The 20533-nt window shown below is 67.3% G+C and carries 17 protein-coding genes; 12 read left to right on the top strand and 5 right to left on the bottom strand.

The annotated features are described in order from the left end of the window. Positions 1-9 precede the first annotated feature (9 nt). The 4 genes from rpoZ to AC57BR_RS15150 all read left to right on the top strand — a co-directional run bounded on the left by rpoZ (position 10) and on the right by AC57BR_RS15150 (position 5043). Positions 10-270, top strand: coding sequence for a DNA-directed RNA polymerase subunit omega (rpoZ, locus tag AC57BR_RS15165; RefSeq protein ID WP_307028775.1), 261 nt, complete (start codon positions 10-12; stop codon positions 268-270). A gap of 40 nt (positions 271-310) precedes the next feature. Then, entirely contained in the window at positions 311-1546 is a 1236-nt protein-coding gene (coaBC, locus tag AC57BR_RS15160; protein ID WP_496361974.1) for a bifunctional phosphopantothenoylcysteine decarboxylase/phosphopantothenate--cysteine ligase CoaBC, read from the top strand. 76 nt (positions 1547-1622) lie between these two features. Continuing rightward, the gene (gene metK, locus AC57BR_RS15155) at positions 1623-2858 is read left to right on the top strand and encodes a methionine adenosyltransferase (RefSeq protein ID WP_496361972.1); all 1236 of its coding nucleotides are present in this window, start codon (positions 1623-1625) and stop codon (positions 2856-2858) included. A gap of 112 nt (positions 2859-2970) precedes the next feature. Beyond that, positions 2971-5043: a primosomal protein N' gene (locus AC57BR_RS15150; protein ID WP_496361970.1), complete on the top strand. Its 2073-nt coding sequence runs from the start codon at positions 2971-2973 to the stop codon at positions 5041-5043. A gap of 22 nt (positions 5044-5065) precedes the next feature. On the opposite strand, the gene AC57BR_RS15145 is transcribed toward AC57BR_RS15150, so the two are convergent. The 4 genes from AC57BR_RS15145 to AC57BR_RS15130 all read right to left on the bottom strand — a co-directional run bounded on the left by AC57BR_RS15145 (position 5066) and on the right by AC57BR_RS15130 (position 8391). Then, positions 5066-6142: a glycosyltransferase family 4 protein gene (locus AC57BR_RS15145; protein WP_496361968.1), complete on the bottom strand. Its 1077-nt coding sequence runs from the start codon at positions 6140-6142 to the stop codon at positions 5066-5068. Continuing rightward, positions 6139-7068 carry an alpha/beta fold hydrolase gene (locus AC57BR_RS15140; RefSeq protein WP_496361966.1) on the bottom strand — a complete coding sequence of 310 codons (930 nt, stop codon included), beginning with the start codon at positions 7066-7068 and terminating at the stop codon, positions 6139-6141. The genes AC57BR_RS15145 and AC57BR_RS15140 overlap by 4 nt, the downstream gene beginning before the upstream one ends. 14 nt (positions 7069-7082) lie before the next feature. Beyond that, positions 7083-7952 (bottom strand): aldo/keto reductase, encoded by an 870-nt coding sequence (locus AC57BR_RS15135; protein WP_496361964.1) that lies wholly within the window; start codon positions 7950-7952, stop codon positions 7083-7085. Between the two features lie 76 nt (positions 7953-8028). Next, positions 8029-8391, bottom strand: a complete 363-nt coding sequence (locus tag AC57BR_RS15130; protein WP_496361962.1) for a VOC family protein — start codon at positions 8389-8391, stop codon at positions 8029-8031. A 266-nt stretch (positions 8392-8657) separates the two neighbouring features. Here AC57BR_RS15130 and AC57BR_RS15125 point away from each other — a divergent pair, with 266 nt between their 5' ends. After that, on the top strand, positions 8658-8975 hold the full coding sequence (locus tag AC57BR_RS15125) for a hypothetical protein (RefSeq protein ID WP_496361960.1): 318 nt from the start codon (positions 8658-8660) through the stop codon (positions 8973-8975). A 1-nt stretch (position 8976) separates the two neighbouring features. Here AC57BR_RS15125 and AC57BR_RS15120 read toward each other — a convergent pair whose 3' ends face one another. Beyond that, positions 8977-9939 carry a sugar-binding transcriptional regulator gene (locus AC57BR_RS15120; protein WP_496361958.1) on the bottom strand — a complete coding sequence of 321 codons (963 nt, stop codon included), beginning with the start codon at positions 9937-9939 and terminating at the stop codon, positions 8977-8979. A gap of 140 nt (positions 9940-10079) precedes the next feature. Between AC57BR_RS15120 and AC57BR_RS15115 the strand changes: the two genes are divergently transcribed. The 7 genes from AC57BR_RS15115 to AC57BR_RS15085 all read left to right on the top strand — a co-directional run bounded on the left by AC57BR_RS15115 (position 10080) and on the right by AC57BR_RS15085 (position 20443). Then, positions 10080-11852: a glycerol-3-phosphate dehydrogenase/oxidase gene (locus tag AC57BR_RS15115; RefSeq protein WP_496361956.1), complete on the top strand. Its 1773-nt coding sequence runs from the start codon at positions 10080-10082 to the stop codon at positions 11850-11852. Between the two features lie 58 nt (positions 11853-11910). Beyond that, positions 11911-12657 (top strand): MIP/aquaporin family protein, encoded by a 747-nt coding sequence (locus tag AC57BR_RS15110; protein WP_496361954.1) that lies wholly within the window; start codon positions 11911-11913, stop codon positions 12655-12657. A 120-nt stretch (positions 12658-12777) separates the two neighbouring features. Continuing rightward, positions 12778-14292, top strand: coding sequence for a glycerol kinase GlpK (glpK, locus tag AC57BR_RS15105; protein ID WP_496361952.1), 1515 nt, complete (start codon positions 12778-12780; stop codon positions 14290-14292). Positions 14293-14683: 391 nt separating this feature from the next. Next, on the top strand, positions 14684-17209 hold the full coding sequence (gene leuS / locus AC57BR_RS15100) for a leucine--tRNA ligase (RefSeq protein ID WP_496362321.1): 2526 nt from the start codon (positions 14684-14686) through the stop codon (positions 17207-17209). 73 nt (positions 17210-17282) lie between these two features. Beyond that, the gene (locus tag AC57BR_RS15095) at positions 17283-18311 is read left to right on the top strand and encodes a DegV family protein (protein WP_496361950.1); all 1029 of its coding nucleotides are present in this window, start codon (positions 17283-17285) and stop codon (positions 18309-18311) included. Between the two features lie 70 nt (positions 18312-18381). Continuing rightward, on the top strand, positions 18382-18651 hold the full coding sequence (locus AC57BR_RS15090) for a hypothetical protein (RefSeq protein ID WP_496361948.1): 270 nt from the start codon (positions 18382-18384) through the stop codon (positions 18649-18651). A 139-nt stretch (positions 18652-18790) separates the two neighbouring features. Then, on the top strand, positions 18791-20443 hold the full coding sequence (locus tag AC57BR_RS15085) for an HNH endonuclease signature motif containing protein (protein ID WP_496361946.1): 1653 nt from the start codon (positions 18791-18793) through the stop codon (positions 20441-20443). Positions 20444-20533 lie beyond the last annotated feature (90 nt).

Here is a 20533-nt window from a genome sequence, read left to right as displayed (position 1 = left end):
GGAGAATTCGTGTCCACGAACCTTGAAGGCATCATCAACCCGCCGATCGATTCGCTGCTCCAGGCAGCCGATTCCAAGTACGGCCTGGTGATCTTCGGTGCCAAGCGTGCACGCCAGATCAACGCCTACTACGCACAGCTGCACGAGGGTCTCTTCGAGTACGTCGGCCCGCTGGTTGACACCAAGCTGAACGAGAAGTCGCTGTCCATCGCGCTGCGCGAGATCAACGAAGGCAAGCTGGTTTCCACGCCGATCGAAGCTGCAGAGTAACCACTGCAGAGTAAACAGACTGCCTGCTGACGGAGTTCACGTGCGCATAGTCCTCGGAGTCGGGGGAGGGATCGCCGCCTACAAGGTGGCATCGCTCCTCCGGCTTTTTACTGAAGCCGGCCATGACGTCACTGTCATTCCCACGGAAGCCGCCACCCGCTTCGTCGGCGTGGCCACCTGGGAGGCGCTGTCCGGGAACCCCGTGACCAACAGCGTCTTCGACGACGTTGACCAGGTCAAGCACGTCCGGCTGGGCCACGAGGCAGACCTGATCGTGGTGGCCCCCGCCACCGCCGATCTTCTGGCCCGTGCCGCCACCGGCCAGGCCAATGACCTGCTCACCAACACGCTTCTCATGGCGAGCGGCCCGGTGCTGTTCGCGCCGGCCATGCACACCGAGATGTGGCAGCACGCGGCCACCCAGGCCAACGTAGAAACTCTGCGCAGCCGTGGCGTGACCGTGCTGGAACCCGCCAGCGGGCGGCTGACCGGCAGCGACTCCGGTCCCGGCCGGCTGCCCGAGCCCCAAGCCATCTTCGACGCCGCCATCGCCTTGATGCAGGACACGGGCGTTCCGGCGCATCTCCCGCTGGCCGGCCGCACCGTGACCGTCAGCGCCGGCGGCACCCGGGAGCCCCTGGACCCCGTCCGGTTCCTGGGCAACCGCTCCTCCGGCAAACAGGGCGTGGCGCTGGCCGCCGCCGCCCGCGACGCCGGAGCCACCGTACGGCTCGTGGCCGCCCACATGGAAGTGCCCGCCCCGGCGGGCGTCGAACTCATCGCCGTCGAAACGGCCCTGCAGCTCCGCGAAGTCATGCTGGCAGCGGCAGCCGATTCCGACGTCGTCATCATGGCGGCGGCGGTGGCCGACTTCCGGCCCGCAGAGGTGTCCGGAAGCAAGATCAAGAAGCGGGACGACACCGCCGACCCCGTGATCACGCTGGTCCGCAACCCTGACATCCTGCACGAACTCGTCGCGGTCCGTGACGCCGCAGGCAGCAGCCAGCTGGTGGTGGGCTTTGCCGCCGAGACAGGGGACGAGCAGGGTGATGTGCTGTCCTATGCAGAGGCAAAGCTGAAGCGGAAGGGCTGCGACCTGCTGGTGGTGAACCACGTGGGCGCTGACAAGGTCTTCGGCCAGGACAGCAACTCCGTGGTCATCCTCTCGCGGGCCGGCTCCGAGCCACAGTCGGCGTCAGGGTCAAAGCAGGACGTCGCCGCCATTGTCATTGACCGCATCGGCATCGAACTGAGCCGGGTCTTTCCGCGAACCTGACGGGCGTAAGCAACGTCTCCTTAGCATGGGGACACACGCTGCCGCCCCTCCGTTTGCCAACCAGTAAGGTAGTTGAGTGACTTTACCGCTGCACATTCCAGAATCCCACGGGTCCACACCCGCCGCGCTTCGGCTCTTTACCTCGGAGTCGGTCACTGAAGGGCACCCGGACAAGATCTGTGACCAGATCAGTGATGCGATCCTGGACGCCCTGCTGGACAAGGACCCCGAGTCCCGCGTCGCCGTCGAGACCATGGCAACCACCGGGCTGGTCCACGTGGCCGGCGAGGTGACCACCGACGCTTATGTCGAAATCCCGCAGATCGTCCGCGAGACGATCCTGGGCATCGGCTACGACTCCTCCGCCAACGGCTTCGACGGCGCACGCTGCGGTGTGTCCGTGTCCATCGGGCAGCAGTCCAACGACATCGCCGGCGGCGTCTTCAACTCCCTGGAAGCCCGAGAAGGCCGCCAGGAGGACGACTACGACCTGCAGGGCGCCGGCGACCAGGGCCTGATGTTCGGCTACGCCAGCGACGAGACCCCCTCCTACATGCCCACGCCGATCTGGATCGCGCACCGCCTCTCGGAGCGCCTCACCGAGGTCCGCAAGAACGGCGAACTCTCCTACCTCCGCCCGGACGGCAAGACCCAGGCCACCATCGGGTACGACGGCGACCGGCCCGTTTCCGTGGAAACCATCGTGATCTCCAGCCAGCACGCCGATGGCTTCAGCCTCGACCAGCTGCGGGCTGACCTCGCGACGCACGTCATCGACCCGGTCCTTGCCCTCGCGGACCTGGACATTTCCCGCACGGTCAACATCCTCAACCCGGCCGGCGCCTTCGTGATCGGCGGTCCGGTGGGCGATGCAGGCCTCACCGGCCGCAAGATCATCGTGGACACCTACGGCGGCATGGCCCGCCACGGCGGCGGCGCCTTCTCCGGCAAGGACCCGTCCAAGGTGGACCGGTCAGCAGCGTACGCGATGCGCTGGGTTGCCAAGAACGTGGTGGCAGCGGGACTCGCCAAGCGCGCCGAAATCCAGATCGCCTACGCGATCGGCCAGGCCCGCCCGGTGGGAACCTACGTCGAGACGTTCGGCACCGAGACCGTAGACCCGGCAAAGATCAGCGGCGCGATTGCGGAGATTTTCGATCTGCGTCCCCGTGCCATCATCGACGCCCTGGACCTCAAGCGTCCCATCTATGCCAAGACGGCCGCACACGGCCACTTCGGCCGCGATGATCCGGACTTCACCTGGGAGCGCCTGGACCGCGTGGATGACCTGAAGGCGTACTTCAACGCCTGAGCCGTCCCGACCGCGGCCATCAGCACCGGGAATGTCAGACCCGTTTGATTGGCTGAGGCGTAAGCCAGGACGGAGGTAAGGCGCCATTTCTTCTAACCGCATGTCTTCGCACATGTCTTCAAGCCCGGCGCCGGAGCCGCAGCAGCTGTCATTGCTGCAGGGGTTCCCGGCCACGGCCAGGGCGGTTGGCGGCCCGCCGCTCGCCGCTGACCGTCCGGTGGCGCGGGTGCTCATCGAGTCGCCGCTGCCGCACCTGGACCGGCCGTTCGACTACAGCGTGCCCGCCGAATTGGATGCGGACGCCCAGCCGGGAGTCCGCGTCCGGGTCAAATTCAGCGGCCAGGAACTCGGCGGCTACATCCTGGACCGGGTTCAGGAATCCGATGCCGGCCAGCCCCTCGTCCCGCTGCACAAGGTCGTCTCGCCGGTCGCCGTCCTGACCACGGCCCAGCAGGAACTCGCCGGGCGCGTGGCCGCACGCTACGCGGGCACCGTCAGCGACGTCCTCCGCGTGGCTATCCCGCCGCGCGTGGTCAAGGTGGAGAAGGAGCTTGCCGACGCTCAGCCGGCCGGGCCTCCCGCGACGGATCATGACCTGTCCGGCTCCGGCTGGACCTCGTACCGCAACGGCGCCGCCTTCCTCCGCCATCTTGCATCCGGAGGCTCACCCCGGGCTGCCCTCAGTGCGCTGCAGGGGTTTGGCCCGGACGGCTGGCCGCGGTTAATCGCGGATGCCGTGGCGGCGGTCCGGCAGTCCGGACGCGGCGCCGTCGTCGTCGTTCCCGACTACCGCGACCTGGACCGCGTCCAGGCTGCCTTCGAAGACATCCTGCCCGCCGACGACGTCGCCCGGCTGACGGCCGACGACGGCCAGACACCCCGGTACCGCAGCTACCTCAGAATTCTCACGGGCTCCGCGGGCGTGGCCGTGGGCACCCGCTCGGCGGCCTACGCCCCGGTGCAGAACCTGGGACTCGTGGTGTGCTGGGACGACGGCGACGACCTCCACATCGAACAACGTTCCCCGTACGCCCACACCCGCGAGGTGCTGCTGCTCCGTGCCGAGCAGGAGGGGGCTGCGTGCCTGCTGGCGGGGCACGCGCGCAGCACGGAGGTGCAGCGGCTGGTGGACGCCGGCTGGGCGATGCCCGTGCAAGCCGAACGCACGGTGCTCCGCCGCACGGTTCCCCGCGTCCTCAACACCGCCGACAGCTTTGAACAGGAGCGCGACCCCCTCGCCCGGCTGGCAAGGCTGCCCGGCGCAGCGTGGCGCACAGCCAAGGAAGCACTGGAACGCGGCCCGGTCCTGGTGCAGGTTGCCCGTGCCGGGTATGCGCCCTCGCTGGCGTGCGAAACCTGCCGGGAACCGGCGCGCTGCCCGTCCTGCCAGGGTCCGCTCGCCATCGCGGGCAGCGCCGCTGTTCCCCAATGCCGGTGGTGTTCGACGCCGGCCCCGCAGTGGCGCTGCGGGCACTGTAATGGCACCCGGCTGCGCCGCGGTGCAGCCGGCGTGCTCCGCACGGCTGAGGAGCTGGGCCGGGCGTTCCCCGGCAAGGCCGTGATCACGTCCTCCGGCCAGAACGTCAAGGCCGCGGTGCCGGATGCCTGCGCGCTGGTGGTGGCCACGGTGGGCGCCGAACCCGTAGCGGCGGGAGGGTACGCCGCCGCGCTGCTGCTTGACGGCGACTCGCTGCTGCGCCGGGAGAACCTGCGCGCGGGCGAGGACGCCGTACGGCGCTGGTTCAACGCCGCCAGCCTGGTCCGGCCGGCCACGGAGGGCGGGATCGTCGTCATCACCGCCGACGACACGGCCGGCGTCGGCGCGCTGCTGCGGTGGGACCCGGCGGGCTATGCCCAGCGTGAGCTGGGGCTGCGCGCCGAGCTGCAGCTTCCGCCGGCGGTGAGGGTAGCCGCCGTCACCGGCGGCAGCACCGCCGTCGGCCATTTCACGGCCTCGGCCACTAAGCTTCTTGCCGCCGAGGGCGTGGAGCTGCGCGTTGCCGGCCCGGCACCCCTGCTGCAGACAGCGGGGACGGAAAGCGAGGACGTGCGCACGCTGATGTTCATTCCGTACGCGCAGGCCGCCACGGTGACGAGGGTGCTCCGGGCTGCGAAGGCCGCGGGGGCGGCGAAGCGCACGGAAGACCCGGTGCAGCTGCGGCTCGACGGGGTTGACGTGCTCTGACGCTGACGGACTGATGCCCTGGCTATTTGCGGCGGAGGGCCATTGCCTCTGCGGCAACGTCCACCAGCTGGCGGGCGGATTCGTCCCAGCTGAACTGCTGTGCGCGCGCCACCGACCGCCGGGAGACGTCCTGCCAGTGCTGCCCGTCGGCGAGGCTGCGCACGGCGGCGGCGAACTCCGGCGCCGACTCCGGATCTACGTAGGTGGCGGTATCTGCGCCCACCTCGCGGAAGATCGGGATGTCGCTGGCGATGACCGGGGTTCCCAGTGCCATGGCCTCCACCAGGGGCAGGCCGTAGCCCTCGGCCCGGGACAGGGTGACCAGCGCGGTGGTGCGGTTCAGCAGTGCCGTGTATTCGTCGTCGGTGACGCCGTTGTGGAACACAACGTTGGCGCCGGCGGGGACCTGCGCTTCAAGCTCGGCGCGGCGGTGCGGGGTGATCCGGCTGAGCAGGTGCAGCGTGTAGCCAGGCAGTTCGGCCATCCCGGCGACCATGGTTTCGACGTTCTTGTAGGGCATGAACGAGCCCATGTAGAGCAGTGTCTTCTCCGGCGCCGTTGCCGGGTCCCGGGGCTGCTGGGCCGGCTGCGGAGCGTTGCTGACGATGCGCACCGGACGGCTGGTCAGCCGGTACTTGGCCATCAGGGCCTCGGTGGTCCTGCTGATGGTGGCGACGACGTCGGCCCGGTTGAGCAGGAGCCGCTGGGGCCAGAACGCCTTGTGGTACAGGCGCCACAGGATCCGCACCGGGGCCGGCAGGAAGCCCGGCGGTGCAGGGTGTTCGTAGTAGATGAGGTCGTGCAGGGTCAGTACCAGGCCGTACTTGCGTCCCCACGTCCCCATGGTCTGCATGGGGCACACCACCACATCCGCGCCGAGCTGGTTGACTTTCCGCGCCACGAAGAGCTCGGCGGGGGAGAGCGGGCTGCTGATGAGCGTGTACGGAACGTCGGGAAGCAGGGCCAGTTGCCGGAGGTCGCTGATGAGCATGGACACATCGGCGATCTTTGAGACGGCGGCAATGAGGCTGGAGCCGTAGCGGCTGATCCCGTCGTGGTGGTCCGTCCGGGTGAAACGGGCGTCGATGACTATCTTCACGCGGGGTGGTCCTTAAGGAAGCGGCGGATGAATCCTGCGGCAGGTTCGGGCGTTTCGTAGTGGATCAGGTGGCCGACGCCCGGGATGACATCGAGCGTTGCGTCGGGGAGCAGCCCGGCAAGCCGGTGCTGGTCCCGCAGCAGCGCGATTTCGTCCTTTTCGCCGGCGACCAGCAGCACGGGCAGGGTGAGCTGGGGCGCGACTTCGGCCACGTTGCTGCTGACCGACGCGGTGAAGGATTCCAGCAGGCTTTCCCGGTTCGCGAACGCACTGAAGTATGCGTGGTGCTGCCCGTGGATGAACCGCAGCAGGTCCTTGTCCTTCGTCTTCGCCATGGCCATGCTCATTACCCGCACAATGAGCGGGCTGCGGAGCAAGGCCAGGCCAAGGGGGCGGGGGAGCCGTGCGGAGAGGCGGTAGTACAGCACGGCCAGCCGGGTCATGACGCCCTTGGGGCCTTCGAGCGCGGGCGCTGCGATGGGGTTGACCAGTATGAGCGGGCGGACGGCGTCCGGATGGGCGGCAACGAAGTGGGCGGCCACGATGGAGCCGAACGAGTGCCCCAGCAGAACGGTGTCCGGCCCGAGTCCAAGGGCGGCCATGAAGTCGCTGATGAACCGGCCGTAGCGGTCCACGCTGTGGGCGCCGCCGGTGAATGCCCCGGAGCTGCCAAAACCGGGAAGGTCCGGCATGATCAGTCGCATCTCGGGCAGCTGGTCGGCCACCCGCAGCAGCCCGTGGTGGTCACCGCGGAAGCCGTGGATGACCAGGATGGTCCGGGTTTCAGCGGTGGTCTTTTCCGGTTCGTAGACCCAGTAGGCAACGTTGCTGCCCGCCAACTGCACGGTGGATGCACGGGTGCGGTCGGCGAGTCCGCTGCTGACGAAGGACGGTGCTGTGGCGGGCTCGGAGTCGGCTGTTTTCATCTGCTGGGGAAGTCCTAGTTGACGTTGTCGGGGTGGGAGCCTGTGCGGTGGCCGCGCTCCAGGGCTTCGATGTCAGCCATGTCGAGGGCTGACAGCTCGAAGCCGAAGACATCGAGGTTCTCACGAATCCTGGCGGCAGAGCTTGCCTTCGGGATGGTGACGTTGCCCAGCTGCAGCTGCCAGCGCAAAATAACCTGCGCGGCGCTCACCTTGTGCTCGGCCGCGAGGGCGCCGATGACGGGATCCTCCAGGACCTGGCCGCGGCCCAGGGGGCTCCACGCTTCGGTGAGGATTCCCAGCCCGCGGTGCTTTTCCCGGAGCTCGGCCTGCTGCAGCCACGGATGCAGCTCGATCTGGTTGACGGCCGGCACCACCTCGGCTGTCTCCAGAAGCTGGTCCAGGTGCTGCGGCTGGAAGTTGGACACGCCGATGGCCCGCACCTTGCCTTCCTGGTACAGCGTCTCCAGCGCGCGGTACGTCTCCTGGAACAGTCCCCTCTTCGCGCACGGCCAGTGGATCAGGTACATGTCCACGTATTCCAGGCCGAGGTTGATCATGGACTTGTCGAAGGCCCGCAGTGTCGCGTCGTAGCCGTGGTCGTCGTTCCAGACCTTTGTGGTGATGAACAGATCCTCGCGGGACGCGCCCGGCGCGGCCTCGCCCGAACCGCCGGTGGCGGCTTCCGTGGCGAACAGGTCCACCAGGCCGCGCGCCACCCCGGATTCGTTCCCGTACATGGCGGCGGTATCGAAATGACGGTAGCCGGCGTCCAAGGCGGTCAACACCAGATTGGCGGTGTCTTTCGGCGGAACCTTGTAAAGCCCGAAACCCATCTGGTCGATCAGCACGCCGTTGTTCAGGCTGAGCCGGGGTGAGGTAGTCATGGATACGACTCTACCGATACCGCGCCGCGGCCGGTGTGACCGGCAGGCGCAGTGTTAGCCCAGGCCTGGCCCAGACTTAACCCCAGCAGAGGCAGAACGGGTGGCCCGCAGGGTCCGCGTAGACCTGGAAGCCTTCGGCGGAGGTGATGTCTTCAGCTGGTTTCAGGAGCCGTGCACCGAGGGACATGGCCTCCTCGTGGGCGGACGCGACGTCCTCAACATAGAGGTCAAGGTGGATCTGCTGGGGGTTCCCCTCAGGCCATTCCGGCGGCTCGTGGTTGGGCGCGAGCTGAAAACCCAGGCGCGGTTTTCCGTCGACGCTTACCGTATGCCAGTCATCCTCCGCGTCCACGGTGCCGCCGAGCAGGCCGGCCCAGAAGGCGCTCTCGGCAGGAAGGTCGGCGGTGTCGAACACGACAATCTCTCTGGTGATTTTCATGCGGTCATCCTTGCATGGCTATCGTGATTTTCGGAGACCCGGGTGAGGCGGGTGCCCGGTCGCGCACGACGGCGATACCACGCACGGCAGCGAGAGCGAGAACCCGGCAATCGACTCGCCGCAGCCCAAGGCGCACCGGCCGCGGACCGTCGCGGACTGGTGGCCGAACCAGCTCGACCTCGGATGAGCTGGCACGCAGCAGGCACATACCGGGTTCACGACGGCCGCGGCGGTGCGGGGGACGGCAGCCAGCGGTTCGCGCCCCTGTGCAGCAGCAGTTCAACTCCGCCCAGACGCGGGGCCAAAAGGTCTCGCTGGCAGACCTGATCGTCCTCGGCGGCTGCGCCGCGGTGGAGAAGGCGGCGAGGGACGCCGCACATGGCGTTCTCACCGAAAGGCCCCAGGTCCTGACGAACGACTTCTTCGTCAATCTGCTCTCCCCGGGCACCCGCTGGAAGGCGTCAGAGGGAGTGGAGAACGTCTACGAGATCAGCGACGTCGCCAGCGGCGAGCTGAAGTGGAGCGCCACACCCGTCGACCTGGTCTTCGGCTCCAACGCCTGCCTCACCTCGTCGCGCCCGTAGTTCAGACGGCATCCTCGAAACTGACCAGCCGCCGGGCCGAGGCCTCATCGAGGATCAGATCAGTCGCCAGCCCGGCCACCAGCGCCCCGCGGAGCCCGTTGATCTTGGACGCGCCTGACACCACGCAGATCCGGCGGCGCACCTGGCGGAGCTGGTCCAGAGACGGTCCCGTGGAGCGTTCGTTCAGGGTGATGCCGTCAGAGGAGCCGTCGCCGCGGAAGAAGACGGTGGCCACGTCCCCGACCACGTCGGACTTCGCGAGGGTGACCAGGTCATCCTCGTCGAGGTAGCCCCCGGCGTAGACGTGGCTGGGGTAATCGGCATCCACCGAACCCACGCCGAAGATCGCGATGCTCATCCGGGACTGCAGGTCGAGGATGCGTTGCACGCTCCGTTCATTCCACATCGCGGTCTTCGTGGCGGCGTGGTCGAAGAAGGCCGGCACGGGAAACTGTTCAACCCTCGCCCCGTAGGCGCTGCCGAAACGCCGCATGATGTCGCTGGCGTAGGTGATGCCGGTGGTCTGCATGTTGCCCGCGCCGTTCAGCTGCACCACCACGCTGTCGTGGGTGACCTTGCGCGTCAGGTGCCGGCTCACCGCGCTCAGGGTGGAGCCCCAGGCCACGCCGATGATGGCGTTGGAGTCCACAAGCGGGCCGATGGTGCGGGCGGCCTGCATGGCCACACGGTCCAGCGTCTCCGCCTCATTCAGGGTGTCCAGGACGGGAACCACGTGCACATCCACCTTGTACTGGGCCCGGATCAGCCGCTCCAGTTCCGGCCCTGTGTCCAGCGGGCTGCGGATTTGGATCTGCACCAGGCCCGTTTCCCGGGCCGTCGAGAGCAGCCGGGAAACGGTGGAGCGGGAGGTCCGCAGTTCCCGGGCGATGGCGTCCATGGTGAGGTCCTGCATGTAGTAAAGCTGGGCCGCGCGCAGCGCTTCGGAATGTCGGGGACGTGGCATGCAACCCTTCCGTTCTGCACGTTTGTGCATAGTGCTTGACGTTATTTTCCAATAATTCAAACAATAGTGGTGAACGGCCCCGCACCTTTCGGTGCGCCGCCTGCAACAAGACTTTCCGAACCAAACCCAAAGGAGCAGATTTGGGACTCAAGGATTCATCCGGCCATACCAACAGCGCTACCGCCCGCGGCGCGGAGCGCGAGTCCATCTCCCGGCTGCGCCGGCGTCCCAGCGCCCGGGTGCTGATCGTCGGCGGCGGCATCAACGGCGTCGGAACATTCCGCGACCTCGCCCTGCAGGGTGTCGACGTGGCGCTCGTGGAGCGCGGCGACTACTGCCAGGGCGCCAGCGGCGCCTCGTCGCACATGATTCACGGCGGCATCCGCTATTTGGAAAACGGCGAATTCCGCCTGGTCCGGGAATCCGTGGTCGAGCGCAACAGGCTCCTGCGGATCGCGCCCCACTACGTCAAGCCGCTGCAGACCACCATTCCGATCTTCAGCACATTCTCCGGTGTCCTGGCCGCGCCCCTGCGGTTCCTGACCCACAAGCAGCAGGGCAAGCCCAAGGAGCGCGGCGCGTTCCTCATCAAGCTGGGGCTCAGCCTTTACGACTCCTTCTCCCGCGACGGCGGCAGCGTCCCGCGGCACCAGTTCCGCACACGGCAGAAGGCGCTGGCCGAACTCCCGATGCTGCACCCCGGCGTCAAATACACGGCCACCTACTTCGACGCGTCCGTGCACAACCCCGAGCGGCTCACCCTGGACGTCCTGCAGGACGGGGAGAAGGCCGGCGGCCGGGCCAGCAACTACCTGTCCCTGGCATCCGTCAGGCCCAACGCAGACGGCTCCAGCACCGCGACGCTCCGAGACGAACTGACCGGCAAGGAATTCACCTTCACCGCTGACGTCATCGTCAACACCACCGGCGCGTGGGTGGACCTCACGAACCAGGCCATGGGCGCGCCCACCACGTTCATGGGCGGGACGAAGGGATCACACATCGTCCTTGACCACCCGGGCCTGCTCGCTGCCTGCAAGGGACGGGAGATCTTCTTCGAACACACTGACGGCCGGATCGTTCTCATCTATCCCATGGGCGACCGCGTGCTGGTGGGAACCACAGATGTCGACGCCGACATGTACCAAGACGCCGTCTGCACGGACGGGGAGATTGACTACTTCTTCGACCTCATCGGCCACGTCTTCCCGGACATCGCCGTGAACCGCGGACAAATCGTCTACACCTTCTCGGGCGTGCGTCCGCTGCCCAGGCACGACGCCACCCAGCCGGGGTTCGTGTCCCGGGACTACCGCATCGAACGGCGTGCTCCGGAACCAGGCGCCCAGGAGGGCGGCGCCGTCGTGCTCAGCCTGGTGGGCGGCAAGTGGACCACCTTCCGCGCCTTGGCCGAACACCTGGCCAGCGACGTCCTCGCCGAACTGGGAACGGAACGGAAGATTTCGACGGCGAAACTCGCCATCGGTGGCGGTTCCGGCTTCCCGGACAGCGAAGCCGGAATCCAGAAGTGGATCAAGGCGCACATGACCGCAGCCCGCGACGCTGACCGGACCGCCGGCCTCCTCACCAGGTACGGCACCCGCGCCGAGGAAGTCATCAGCTATCTCGACGCCGGCCCCGACCGCCTGCTCCGCTCCACCCGGGAGCTAAGCGTCAGGGAACTGCAGTTCATGGCTGCCCACGAACAGATCGGCCACCTCGTGGACGTGCTGATCCGGCGTACCTCGCTCGCTTTCCGCGGCCTGGTCACCGGGGAGCTGCTGAACGAAGTTGCCGAGTGCTTAGCCGAGCCCCTCGGCTGGGATGCGGCAGGAGTTGCCGCTGAAATCAACCACGCTCAGGAGGTGCTGAAGCGGTACCACGGCGTCGAGGTCCACAGCCTCGTCGCCTAGCGGGAAACCGTCCTTCAAATACGCGAAGGACTGCCAACAGAAAATAGAGGAGTCAAAGATGTCTCTTGGATTGGTTTTTCTTTCCGAAGTCTTCGGAACCGGCATGCTGACCCTGCTGGGTTGTGGCGTGGTGGCCAACGTTGCGCTCAAAGGCACGAAGGGCAACAACGGAGGATTCCTGATGGTCACCTGGGGATGGGGCATCGCCGTCTTCGCCGGTGTCTATGTCGCTGCCAGGTCCGGTGCCCACCTAAACCCGGCCGTGACCCTGGGCCTCCTGGTCAACGGCAAGGCCGAATACGCCCCCGGAGTTCCTGTCGACTTCGCCTCCACGCTGACCTACTTCGGCGCTGAAATGACCGGCGCCTTCCTGGGTGCCGTGGTCACCTGGCTCGCGCACAAGCAGCACTTCGACGTCGAACCCGAGCCCGCGAACAAGCTGGGCGTCTTCTCCACCGGCCCGGCGATCCGCTCCACCCCCTGGAACCTGGTCACGGAAATCATCGGCACTTTTGTGCTGGTCTTCGTGATCCTCACCTTCGGCGGAACGCCGTCCGGTCTTGGCCCGCTCGCGGTGGCGCTGCTCGTCGTCGGCATCGGTGTTTCCCTGGGCGGACCCACAGGCTACGCCATCAACCCTGCCCGTGACCTCGGACCCCGCATCGCGCACGCCGTCCTGCCCATCAAGGGCAAGGGATCCAGCGACTGGAGCTATTCGTGGATTCCGGTGGTCGGCCCGCTCGTCGGCGGCACGCTCGCCGGCCTCGTGGGACTGCTTCCCATCGTGTTCAAGGCAGCCACCTGAATCCCGGCGTTTTTCCACCGGCGCCTGCTTCGGGCGGCGCCTTCCAAGCGGTACCCATCTCCGAAACCATATCCATAACCACATCTGTTCAAACGCAAGCACAACGACAAGGACGTCATCATGAGCCAATACGTAATCGCCGTCGACCAGGGCACCACCAGCACCCGCGCCATCGTCTTCGACCAGAGCGGCAACATTGTTTCTTCCGGCCAGATGGAACACGAGCAGATCTTCCCGCAGGCCGGCTGGGTGGAGCACAACCCCGCGGAAATCTGGGACAACACCCGCGAGGTCATTGGCTCCGCCCTGTCCAAGGCGAACCTGACCCGGCACGATATTGCCGCCGTCGGGATCACCAACCAGCGGGAGACGGCGGTGGTCTGGGACAAGACCACCGGCAAGCCCATCTACAACGCGATCGTGTGGCAGGACACCCGGACCCAGCCCATCGTGGACGAACTGGCGAAGGACGGGGGAGCGGACCGGTTCAAGCAGAAGGTGGGGTTGCCACTGGCCACCTACTTCTCCGGAACCAAGATCAAGTGGATCCTGGACAATGTCGACGGCGCACGGGAAAAGGCCGAGGCCGGGGACCTGGTCTTCGGCAACACCGACTGCTGGGTGCTGTGGAACCTCACCGGCGGCGTTGACGGCGGCGTGCACGTCACCGACGTCACCAACGCCTCCAGGACCCTGTTCATGGACCTCGACACGCTGCAGTGGGACGAGGAGATCCTGGGCATCTTCGGTGTTCCGGCGTCCATGATGCCCGCCATCAAGTCCTCCTCCGAGGTCTACGGCACGGTCCACACCTCGCAGCTGCTGCGGGAGGTCCCGGTGGCCGGCATCCTCGGTGACCAGCAGGCCGCCACGTTCGGCCAGGCTGCGTTTGAGACCGGTGAAGCGAAAAACACCTACGGCACCGGGTGCTTCCTGATCTTCAACACCGGCGAGGAGATCGTGCACTCCAAGAACGGGCTGCTGACCACCGTCGGCTACAAGCTGGGGGACGCTGCACCGCACTACGCGCTGGAAGGATCGATCGCCGTCACGGGTTCGCTCATCCAGTGGCTGCGCGACAACCTGAACATGATCAGCAGCGCGCCCGAAGTTGAGACGCTCGCTGCCTCGGTCAAGGACAACGGCGGCGTGTACATCGTCCCCGCGTTCTCCGGACTCTTCGCGCCCTACTGGCGCTCGGACGCCCGGGGCGCCATCGTCGGCCTGACCAGGTTCGTCAATAAGAGCCACATCGCCAGGGCCGCGCTTGAGGCCACGGCCTTCCAGACCCGCGAGGTTTTGGATGCCGTCAACGCTGACTCGGGCGTTCCGCTCACGGAACTGAAGGTCGACGGCGGGATGGTCGCCAACGATGCCCTCATGCAGTTCCAGGCGGACATCCTCGGCGTGCCGGTCATCCGCCCGAAGGTGGTGGAAACCACGGCTTTGGGTGCGGCGTACGCTGCGGGCCTCGCCGTCGGCTTCTGGAAGGACCTCGGCGAGCTGTCCGCCAACTGGTCTGAGGACAAGCGCTGGGAACCGAACATGGACACCGGAGAGCGGGAACGGCAGCTGCGGCTCTGGAAGAAGGCCGTCACCAAGTCCATGGACTGGGTCGACGCGGACGTACGGTAGCCGGTTCGCGGTTGAGAAAAGGCGGCCCCTGCCCCGCCCGTCCCCGGCTGCTCCCAACGCTCGCAAGCTCGTGAGGGGCCCTCGCAGCCGTGGGCCCCTCACGGGTGCGCACCACACCCGGGCGAGGGGCCGCCTTCCCTCAACCTTTCAATGGCTGCCGGCCGCCGTCGCTTGTTTCCATGTATCGGTGGACAAGCGGTAAGGTGGCTGTATGCGTGCGATCCTTCTGCTTAGCTAGCCGCTTGGTATCCCGAACAAATACGGATTATCGAGCGGCCGCCCCTCCATGTCGAGGGGCTTTTGTGTGTCCGGGGAGACCTTCCCGGCAGGCGGCGGGGATCAGACCGTTGTGACAGGACAGAGGGTCATGACAGAACAGAAGAGGGCAGCAGTGAGCGTTCAGCCGGAGACCGAAACCGGAACAGCAGCAGGTGGAGCGGAGACGCCCGAAGAGGGCGCGTACAGCTTCGCGGCGATGGAGGCCCGGTGGCCGCAGGTGTGGGAAGACCTGAAGGTCTTCACCCCCGCCGACGACGGATCCCGGGAGCGCCGCTACGTCCTGGACATGTTCCCCTACCCGTCCGGTGACCTTCACATGGGCCACGCCGAGGCGTTTGCCATGGGCGACGTGGTGGCACGCTACTTGCGCCAGCAGGGCTACGACGTGCTGCACCCGATCGGCTGGGACTCGTTCGGACTCCCCGCGGAAAACGCGGCCATCAAGCGCAACGCCCACCCGAGCGAGTGGACCTACGCCAACATCGACACCCAGGCGGCCTCGTTCAAGCGCTACGCCATCTCCGCCGACTGGTCCCGCCGGCTGCATACGTCCGACCCCGAGTACTACCGCTGGACCCAGTGGCTGTTCAAGCGCTTCTACGAGCGCGGCCTGGCCTACCGCAAGGACTCGCCGGTCAACTGGTGCCCCAAGGACCTGACCGTGCTGGCCAACGAGCAGGTTGTGAACGGTGCCTGCGAGCGGTGCGGCACTGCCGTGACCAAGAAGTCGCTGAACCAGTGGTATTTCAAGATCACCGACTACGCGGACCGGTTGCTGGACGACATGTCCGAGCTGCAGGGGCATTGGCCCGAGCGGGTGCTGGCGATGCAGCGAAACTGGATCGGCCGCTCGGAAGGCGCGCATGTTCGGTTCGTGATCGAGGCATCTGACGGACGGGCCGAGCGGGAAGTCACCGTCTTCACCACGCGCCCGGACACCCTGTACGGGGCCACGTTCTTTGTGGTGGCCGCGGATGCGCACCTGGCGCTGGACCTGGTCACTCCCGAACACCACGACGCACTCATGGCCTACCGCGAAAAGGTCAAGGCCCTTTCCGACATCGAACGCCAGTCCACGGAGCGCGAAAAGACCGGCGTGTTCACCGGCCGCTACGCCATCAACCCACTGAACGGTGAGAAGCTTCCCGTGTGGGCAGCGGACTATGTCCTGGCGGACTATGGCACGGGTGCCATCATGGCCGTTCCCGCGCACGACCAGCGCGACCTCGACTTCGCCAAGGAATTCGGTCTGCCTGTACGCGCTGTGCTGGACACCGGGGAAGAGGATCCCGCCGTCTCCGGCAAGGCAACAGCGGGGGAGGGCACGCTCATCAACTCCGGCACGCTGGACGGCCTGCCCAAGGCGGAGGCCATTCCGGAAGCCATCCGTATTCTCGAAGGGCAGGGCACCGGCGAGAAGTTCGTGAACTTCCGTCTGCGCGACTGGCTCCTGAGCCGCCAGCGCTTCTGGGGCACCCCGATCCCCATCATCCACTGCGCCGAATGCGGCGAAGTGCCGGTGCCCGACGAGCAGTTGCCGGTGACGCTGCCGGAGGACCTGCGTGGCGAGGCACTGTCCCCGAGGGGAACCTCGCCCCTGGCCGCGGCCGCCGAATGGGTGAACGTCGAGTGCCCGAACTGCGGACGTGCAGCCCAGCGCGACACGGACACCATGGACACGTTCGTGGACTCGTCCTGGTACTTCCTTCGCTTCGTCTCCCCGCACTACACCGACGGTCCGTTCGATCCCGCGAAGATCAATGACTGGATGCCGGTCGGGCAGTATGTCGGCGGCGTCGAGCACGCCATCCTGCACCTGCTCTACGCCCGCTTCTTTACCAAGGTCATTCATGACATGGGCCTCCTGGCAGCGGACGAGCCCTTCAGCGCCCTGCTGAACCAGGGCCAGGTGCTGAACGGCGGCAAAGCGATGAGCAAGTCGCTGGGCAACGGTGTTGACCTGGGGGAGCAGCTGGACAAGTACGGCGTTGACGCCGTCCGGCTCACCATGATCTTTGCCTCCCCGCCCGAGGACGACGTCGACTGGGCTGACGTTTCGCCGTCGGGCTCCGCGAAGTTCCTGGCCCGCGCCTGGCGCCTCAGCCAGGACGTGTCCAGCGCCCCCGGTGTGGACTTCAGCACCGGTGACCGCGCGCTGCGTTCGGTCACACACAGGACCATCGCGGACGCCGCGGAGCTGCTGGACAACAACAAGTTCAACGTCGTGGTAGCCAAGCTGATGGAACTGGTCAACGCCACCCGCAAGGCGATCGACTCCGGCGCCGGCGGTGCTGATCCGGCCGTGCGTGAGGCTACCGAGGCCGTCGCCGTCATCCTGAGCCTCTTCGCGCCCTACACGGCGGAAGACCTGTGGAACGTCCTTGGGCACCCGGCGTCGGTGGCCAATGCTGGCTGGCCTTCGCACGACGAGGCCCTGCTGGTGCAGGAGACCGTCACCGCTGTGGTCCAGGTGCAGGGCAAGGTCAGGGACCGGCTCGAGGTCTCACCGGCCATCTCCGAGGATGACCTGCGCGAGCTTGCGCAGGCCTCCGAGAACGTCCAGCGTGCCCTCGACGGCCGGGGCATCCGGACCGTGATCGTGCGTGCACCTAAACTGGTGAACATCGTCCCGGCCTAGCGGGAGCGACTGACTGGCCGGGTTCCGGCCGCCGGCACAGCCGGCGGCCGGAAACAACTGCAGGAGGTGTGCCGTGATTGACCGCGAACCGGCCGCCTGGCTGTGGTTAAAGGAGCATCTGGTCCGTCTCCGCCAGGCCACACGGCCGGGGCAGGCCACGCCCACGGGTGAGCCCGCCGTCGTCGTCCGTACCGCCGTGGTGACGGACTCTGCCGCCGCCCTGCCGGCTGACTGGGTGCGGGCCTTCTCCATCAACGGCCGGCTGGCCGTCATTCCCATGCCCGTCATGGTGGGCGAGGAGATTTTTGGCGAAGGCGAGGATGATATTGCCGGGACAATCGCGCTGGCGCTGGCCGCCGCGACGCCCGTCAAGACCTCCCGGCCGTCGCCGGGCCAGTTTGAGCAGGCCTACCTGGCCGCCGAACGGCAGGGCTTTGAGTCCGTTGTGTCCATTCATATTTCCGGCGGCCTGTCGGGCACCGCTGATGCCGCCCGCCTCGCTGCCGGCCGGGTGAAGATCCCCGTGGAGGTGCTGGACACCCGCACTGTGGGAATGGCACAGGGACTCGCCGTCCAGAGTGCCGTGGTGGCGGCGGCGGACGGCCGTGATGCCAGCGAAGTGCGCCGGCTCGCCGAGGAACGCGCCGCAAGGTGCAAAGTGTATTTCTACGTGCCCAGCCTGGAGCAGTTGCGGCGCGGCGGCCGCATCGGCGCTGCAGCCTCGCTGGTCGGAGCCATGCTCGCTATCAAGCCGATTCTCGCGGTCGACCACGGCAAGATCGTTCCGCTGGAAAAGGTCCGCTCGGCAGCGAAAGCCATTGCCCGGCTTGAGGAGATCGTGGTGGCTGAGGCCGCGGGCCGGCCGCTGGGGGAGGCACGGCTGGCCATCCACCACTTCGGCAACAGGCCCGAGGCCGAGATGCTCGCGGCCCGGCTCGCGGCGAAGCTCCCGGCCATTCCGGCGGCACAGATCAGCTCGCTGCCCGCGGTACTGGCGGCCCACGCCGGGCTTGGCGTCCTGGCAGTGATCGTGGGGGAGAGCAGCTCGTCGGTTGCCGGCTGCCTCGCCGCCGGTGCCGGCGGCACTGAGGCCGCCACCTGAGGCCCGAGCGGCGTCAGGTTCGATTCGGTGCGGCGGCTAAATTGTCGGTGCCTCGTGGGATGCTTTCGGCATGAAGGACAGTGCAGTGGTGGAGGCGGTGGAGGCCGTGGGTGCTTCCGTCTCTGCGCTTGCTGTTTTGGCTCACCGCGGGACGGGCGGCCTGGTCTCTACGGATGCTGATACTCTTCGGGACCAGGCGGATGTGTGTCTGAGCGGGCTCGCTGAGGTGGCCAGGATGGAAGCTCGCATCGCCGCCCTGAAACTTGACCTTGTGACCGGAAACGGCGCCGCGGCCACGGCTGCGGCGCCGCCGGTTAAGACGCCCCTGGACGTGCCGTGAAGCCGCCGCATGTGCCTGCGGCGCTTTGTGATCTGCCTCTTTTGCACCATATGGGACCCCGCGCCAAGCAGCCCCCGTTGCGTCGGCTATCACTACTCGGTTCGGCATTCTTGTCAGTGCCTCGTGGGATGCTTTGGGCATGAATGACAGTGCAGTTGTGGAGGCGGTGGAGGCCGTGGGTGCTTCCGTCTCTGCGCTTGCTGTTTTGGCTCACCGCGGGACCGGCGGGCCAGTCCTGACCGGCGCTGACGGTCGGGACCAGACGGATCCCTTGCAGGAATGGGCGGATGCGTGCCTGGACGGGCTGGCGGAGGTGGCCAGGCTGGAGGCCCGGGCGGCCGCCTTGAAAGTCCACTTCGCTGCCGAGTATGCCAACGCTTCCAGGGCCTTGGCGCCGCCGGCCGAGGGCCTGAGGGACCGTGAGGTCCGGCGGATGTCCGTTGCCGCGGAAGTTGCCTGTTCCCTGACCGTTAGCGAGGGCGCGGCGGAGCGGTTGCTGGTTGAGTCGGCCTCGTTGAGCACGGACCTGCCGTTGACGTTGGCCGCGCTGCAGGCGGGGACGGTGTCCTGGCAGCACGCGCGGGTGATGTGCGATGAAACCGATGGGCTGGATCCCGCAGCCGCCGCGGCGTTGGAAGCCCACTTCCTGGATCCCGACGTCCCCAACCCGGCGCGAGGCTGCCCCGCCGGGGAGCTGGTGCCGGGCAGGTTCCGGGCCAGGGCGCGTGCCTGGCGGGAACGGCACCACCCGGTCAGCATCGAAACCCGCCACACCAAGAGTGCGGGGGACCGGCGGCTGGAGTATGTCCCGGACCGGGACGGCATGGCCTGGCTGTCGGCGTATCTGCCCGCGGACCAGGCTGCCGGGATCTGGGACCGCGCCACGGCCGCTGCCCGTGCCCTGCAGGGCCCGGGAGAGTCCCGGACCCTGACTCAGCTGCGGGCTGATGTGGCCGCCGGCTGGCTGCTCACGCCGGCCCAGGGTGTTGACGGCACGGTCTCAGGTTCTGTGCCCGCAGGCTCTGTGCCTGCAGGTTCTGCGGGGGCTGGTGAGGTTCCGTCCCCGGCGGCGCAGGTCCTGGTCACGGTTCCGGTGTTCTCGCTGCTCGGCCTGACCGAGGAGCCGGCCATGCTGGATGGCTATGGACCGATCCCGCCGTCGATGGCCCGCCGGCTCGTCGCCGACGGCGGTGGATCGTTCCTGCGGGTGCTGACGGACCCGCGGGACGGGGCACCGCTGGAGATCGGGCGCACCAGCTACCGATTGACGAAGCCGATGCGCCAATGGCTGCGGCTGCGCGATGCGCGGTGCACGTTCCCCGGATGCAACAACCACTCCCTGGACAACGAGGCCGACCATTTGCTGGCCTGGTCCGGCGGCGGCGGGACCGGCGTCGCCAACCTTGGCCAGCCCTGCCCGAAGCACCATCGCCTGAAGCACTCCACGGCGTGGAGACCGGTCGGCGCGACCCGGGAGAGCCCGCCGGCCTGGATTTCACCGTCGGGTCGGTCCTACCCCGCCGAATACCAGGACTGGGAGCCACCCCGGTGGCCTGACCCGCCACCTGGCCAAGAATGGCATAGGCTGCCGGACCGGCCCGAATCACCGGGCCTGCCAATGCCGCCCGACTGGCCCGATCCACCAGACGGGTCAGAACCGCCGGACTGGGAGGACGAGCCGGGCTGTCCAGAGGAATCCGGCGGCCCCAACGGCCCCAAATCTCTCGACGGAATGGGACGACTGCTGCCGGTAGGCTCTCTGCCCGATTGGCGAAAATTCGACGCGGCATAAGATTGCGCTGCCCTAGGTCTGCGTCTGCTCAACAGACCGTTCGCCGTCGGGTACTCACGCCGCTGCCCGGGGGATAATCACGCCCTAGTA

This window comes from Arthrobacter sp. BGA-UO-ETr-C19, from assembly GCF_059568005.1.
The sequence above is the reverse complement of the archived record's forward strand: the minus strand, read 5'-3'. Positions and strand labels throughout refer to the sequence as shown.

Excerpts from the sequence above, each read along its gene's own strand:
- AC57BR_RS15150 (WP_496361970.1), top strand. The coding sequence starts at position 2,971 with ATGTCTTCAAGCCCGGCGCCGGAGCCGCAGCAGCTGTCATTGCTGCAG.
- AC57BR_RS15140 (WP_496361966.1), bottom strand. The coding sequence starts at position 7,068 with ATGAAAACAGCCGACTCCGAGCCCGCCACAGCACCGTCCTTCGTCAGC.
- AC57BR_RS15135 (WP_496361964.1), bottom strand. The coding sequence starts at position 7,952 with ATGACTACCTCACCCCGGCTCAGCCTGAACAACGGCGTGCTGATCGAC.
- AC57BR_RS15130 (WP_496361962.1), bottom strand. The coding sequence starts at position 8,391 with ATGAAAATCACCAGAGAGATTGTCGTGTTCGACACCGCCGACCTTCCT.
- AC57BR_RS15120 (WP_496361958.1), bottom strand. The coding sequence starts at position 9,939 with ATGCCACGTCCCCGACATTCCGAAGCGCTGCGCGCGGCCCAGCTTTAC.
- AC57BR_RS15110 (WP_496361954.1), top strand. The coding sequence starts at position 11,911 with ATGTCTCTTGGATTGGTTTTTCTTTCCGAAGTCTTCGGAACCGGCATG.
- glpK (WP_496361952.1), top strand. The coding sequence starts at position 12,778 with ATGAGCCAATACGTAATCGCCGTCGACCAGGGCACCACCAGCACCCGC.
- AC57BR_RS15090 (WP_496361948.1), top strand. The coding sequence starts at position 18,382 with ATGAAGGACAGTGCAGTGGTGGAGGCGGTGGAGGCCGTGGGTGCTTCC.
- AC57BR_RS15085 (WP_496361946.1), top strand. The coding sequence starts at position 18,791 with ATGAATGACAGTGCAGTTGTGGAGGCGGTGGAGGCCGTGGGTGCTTCC.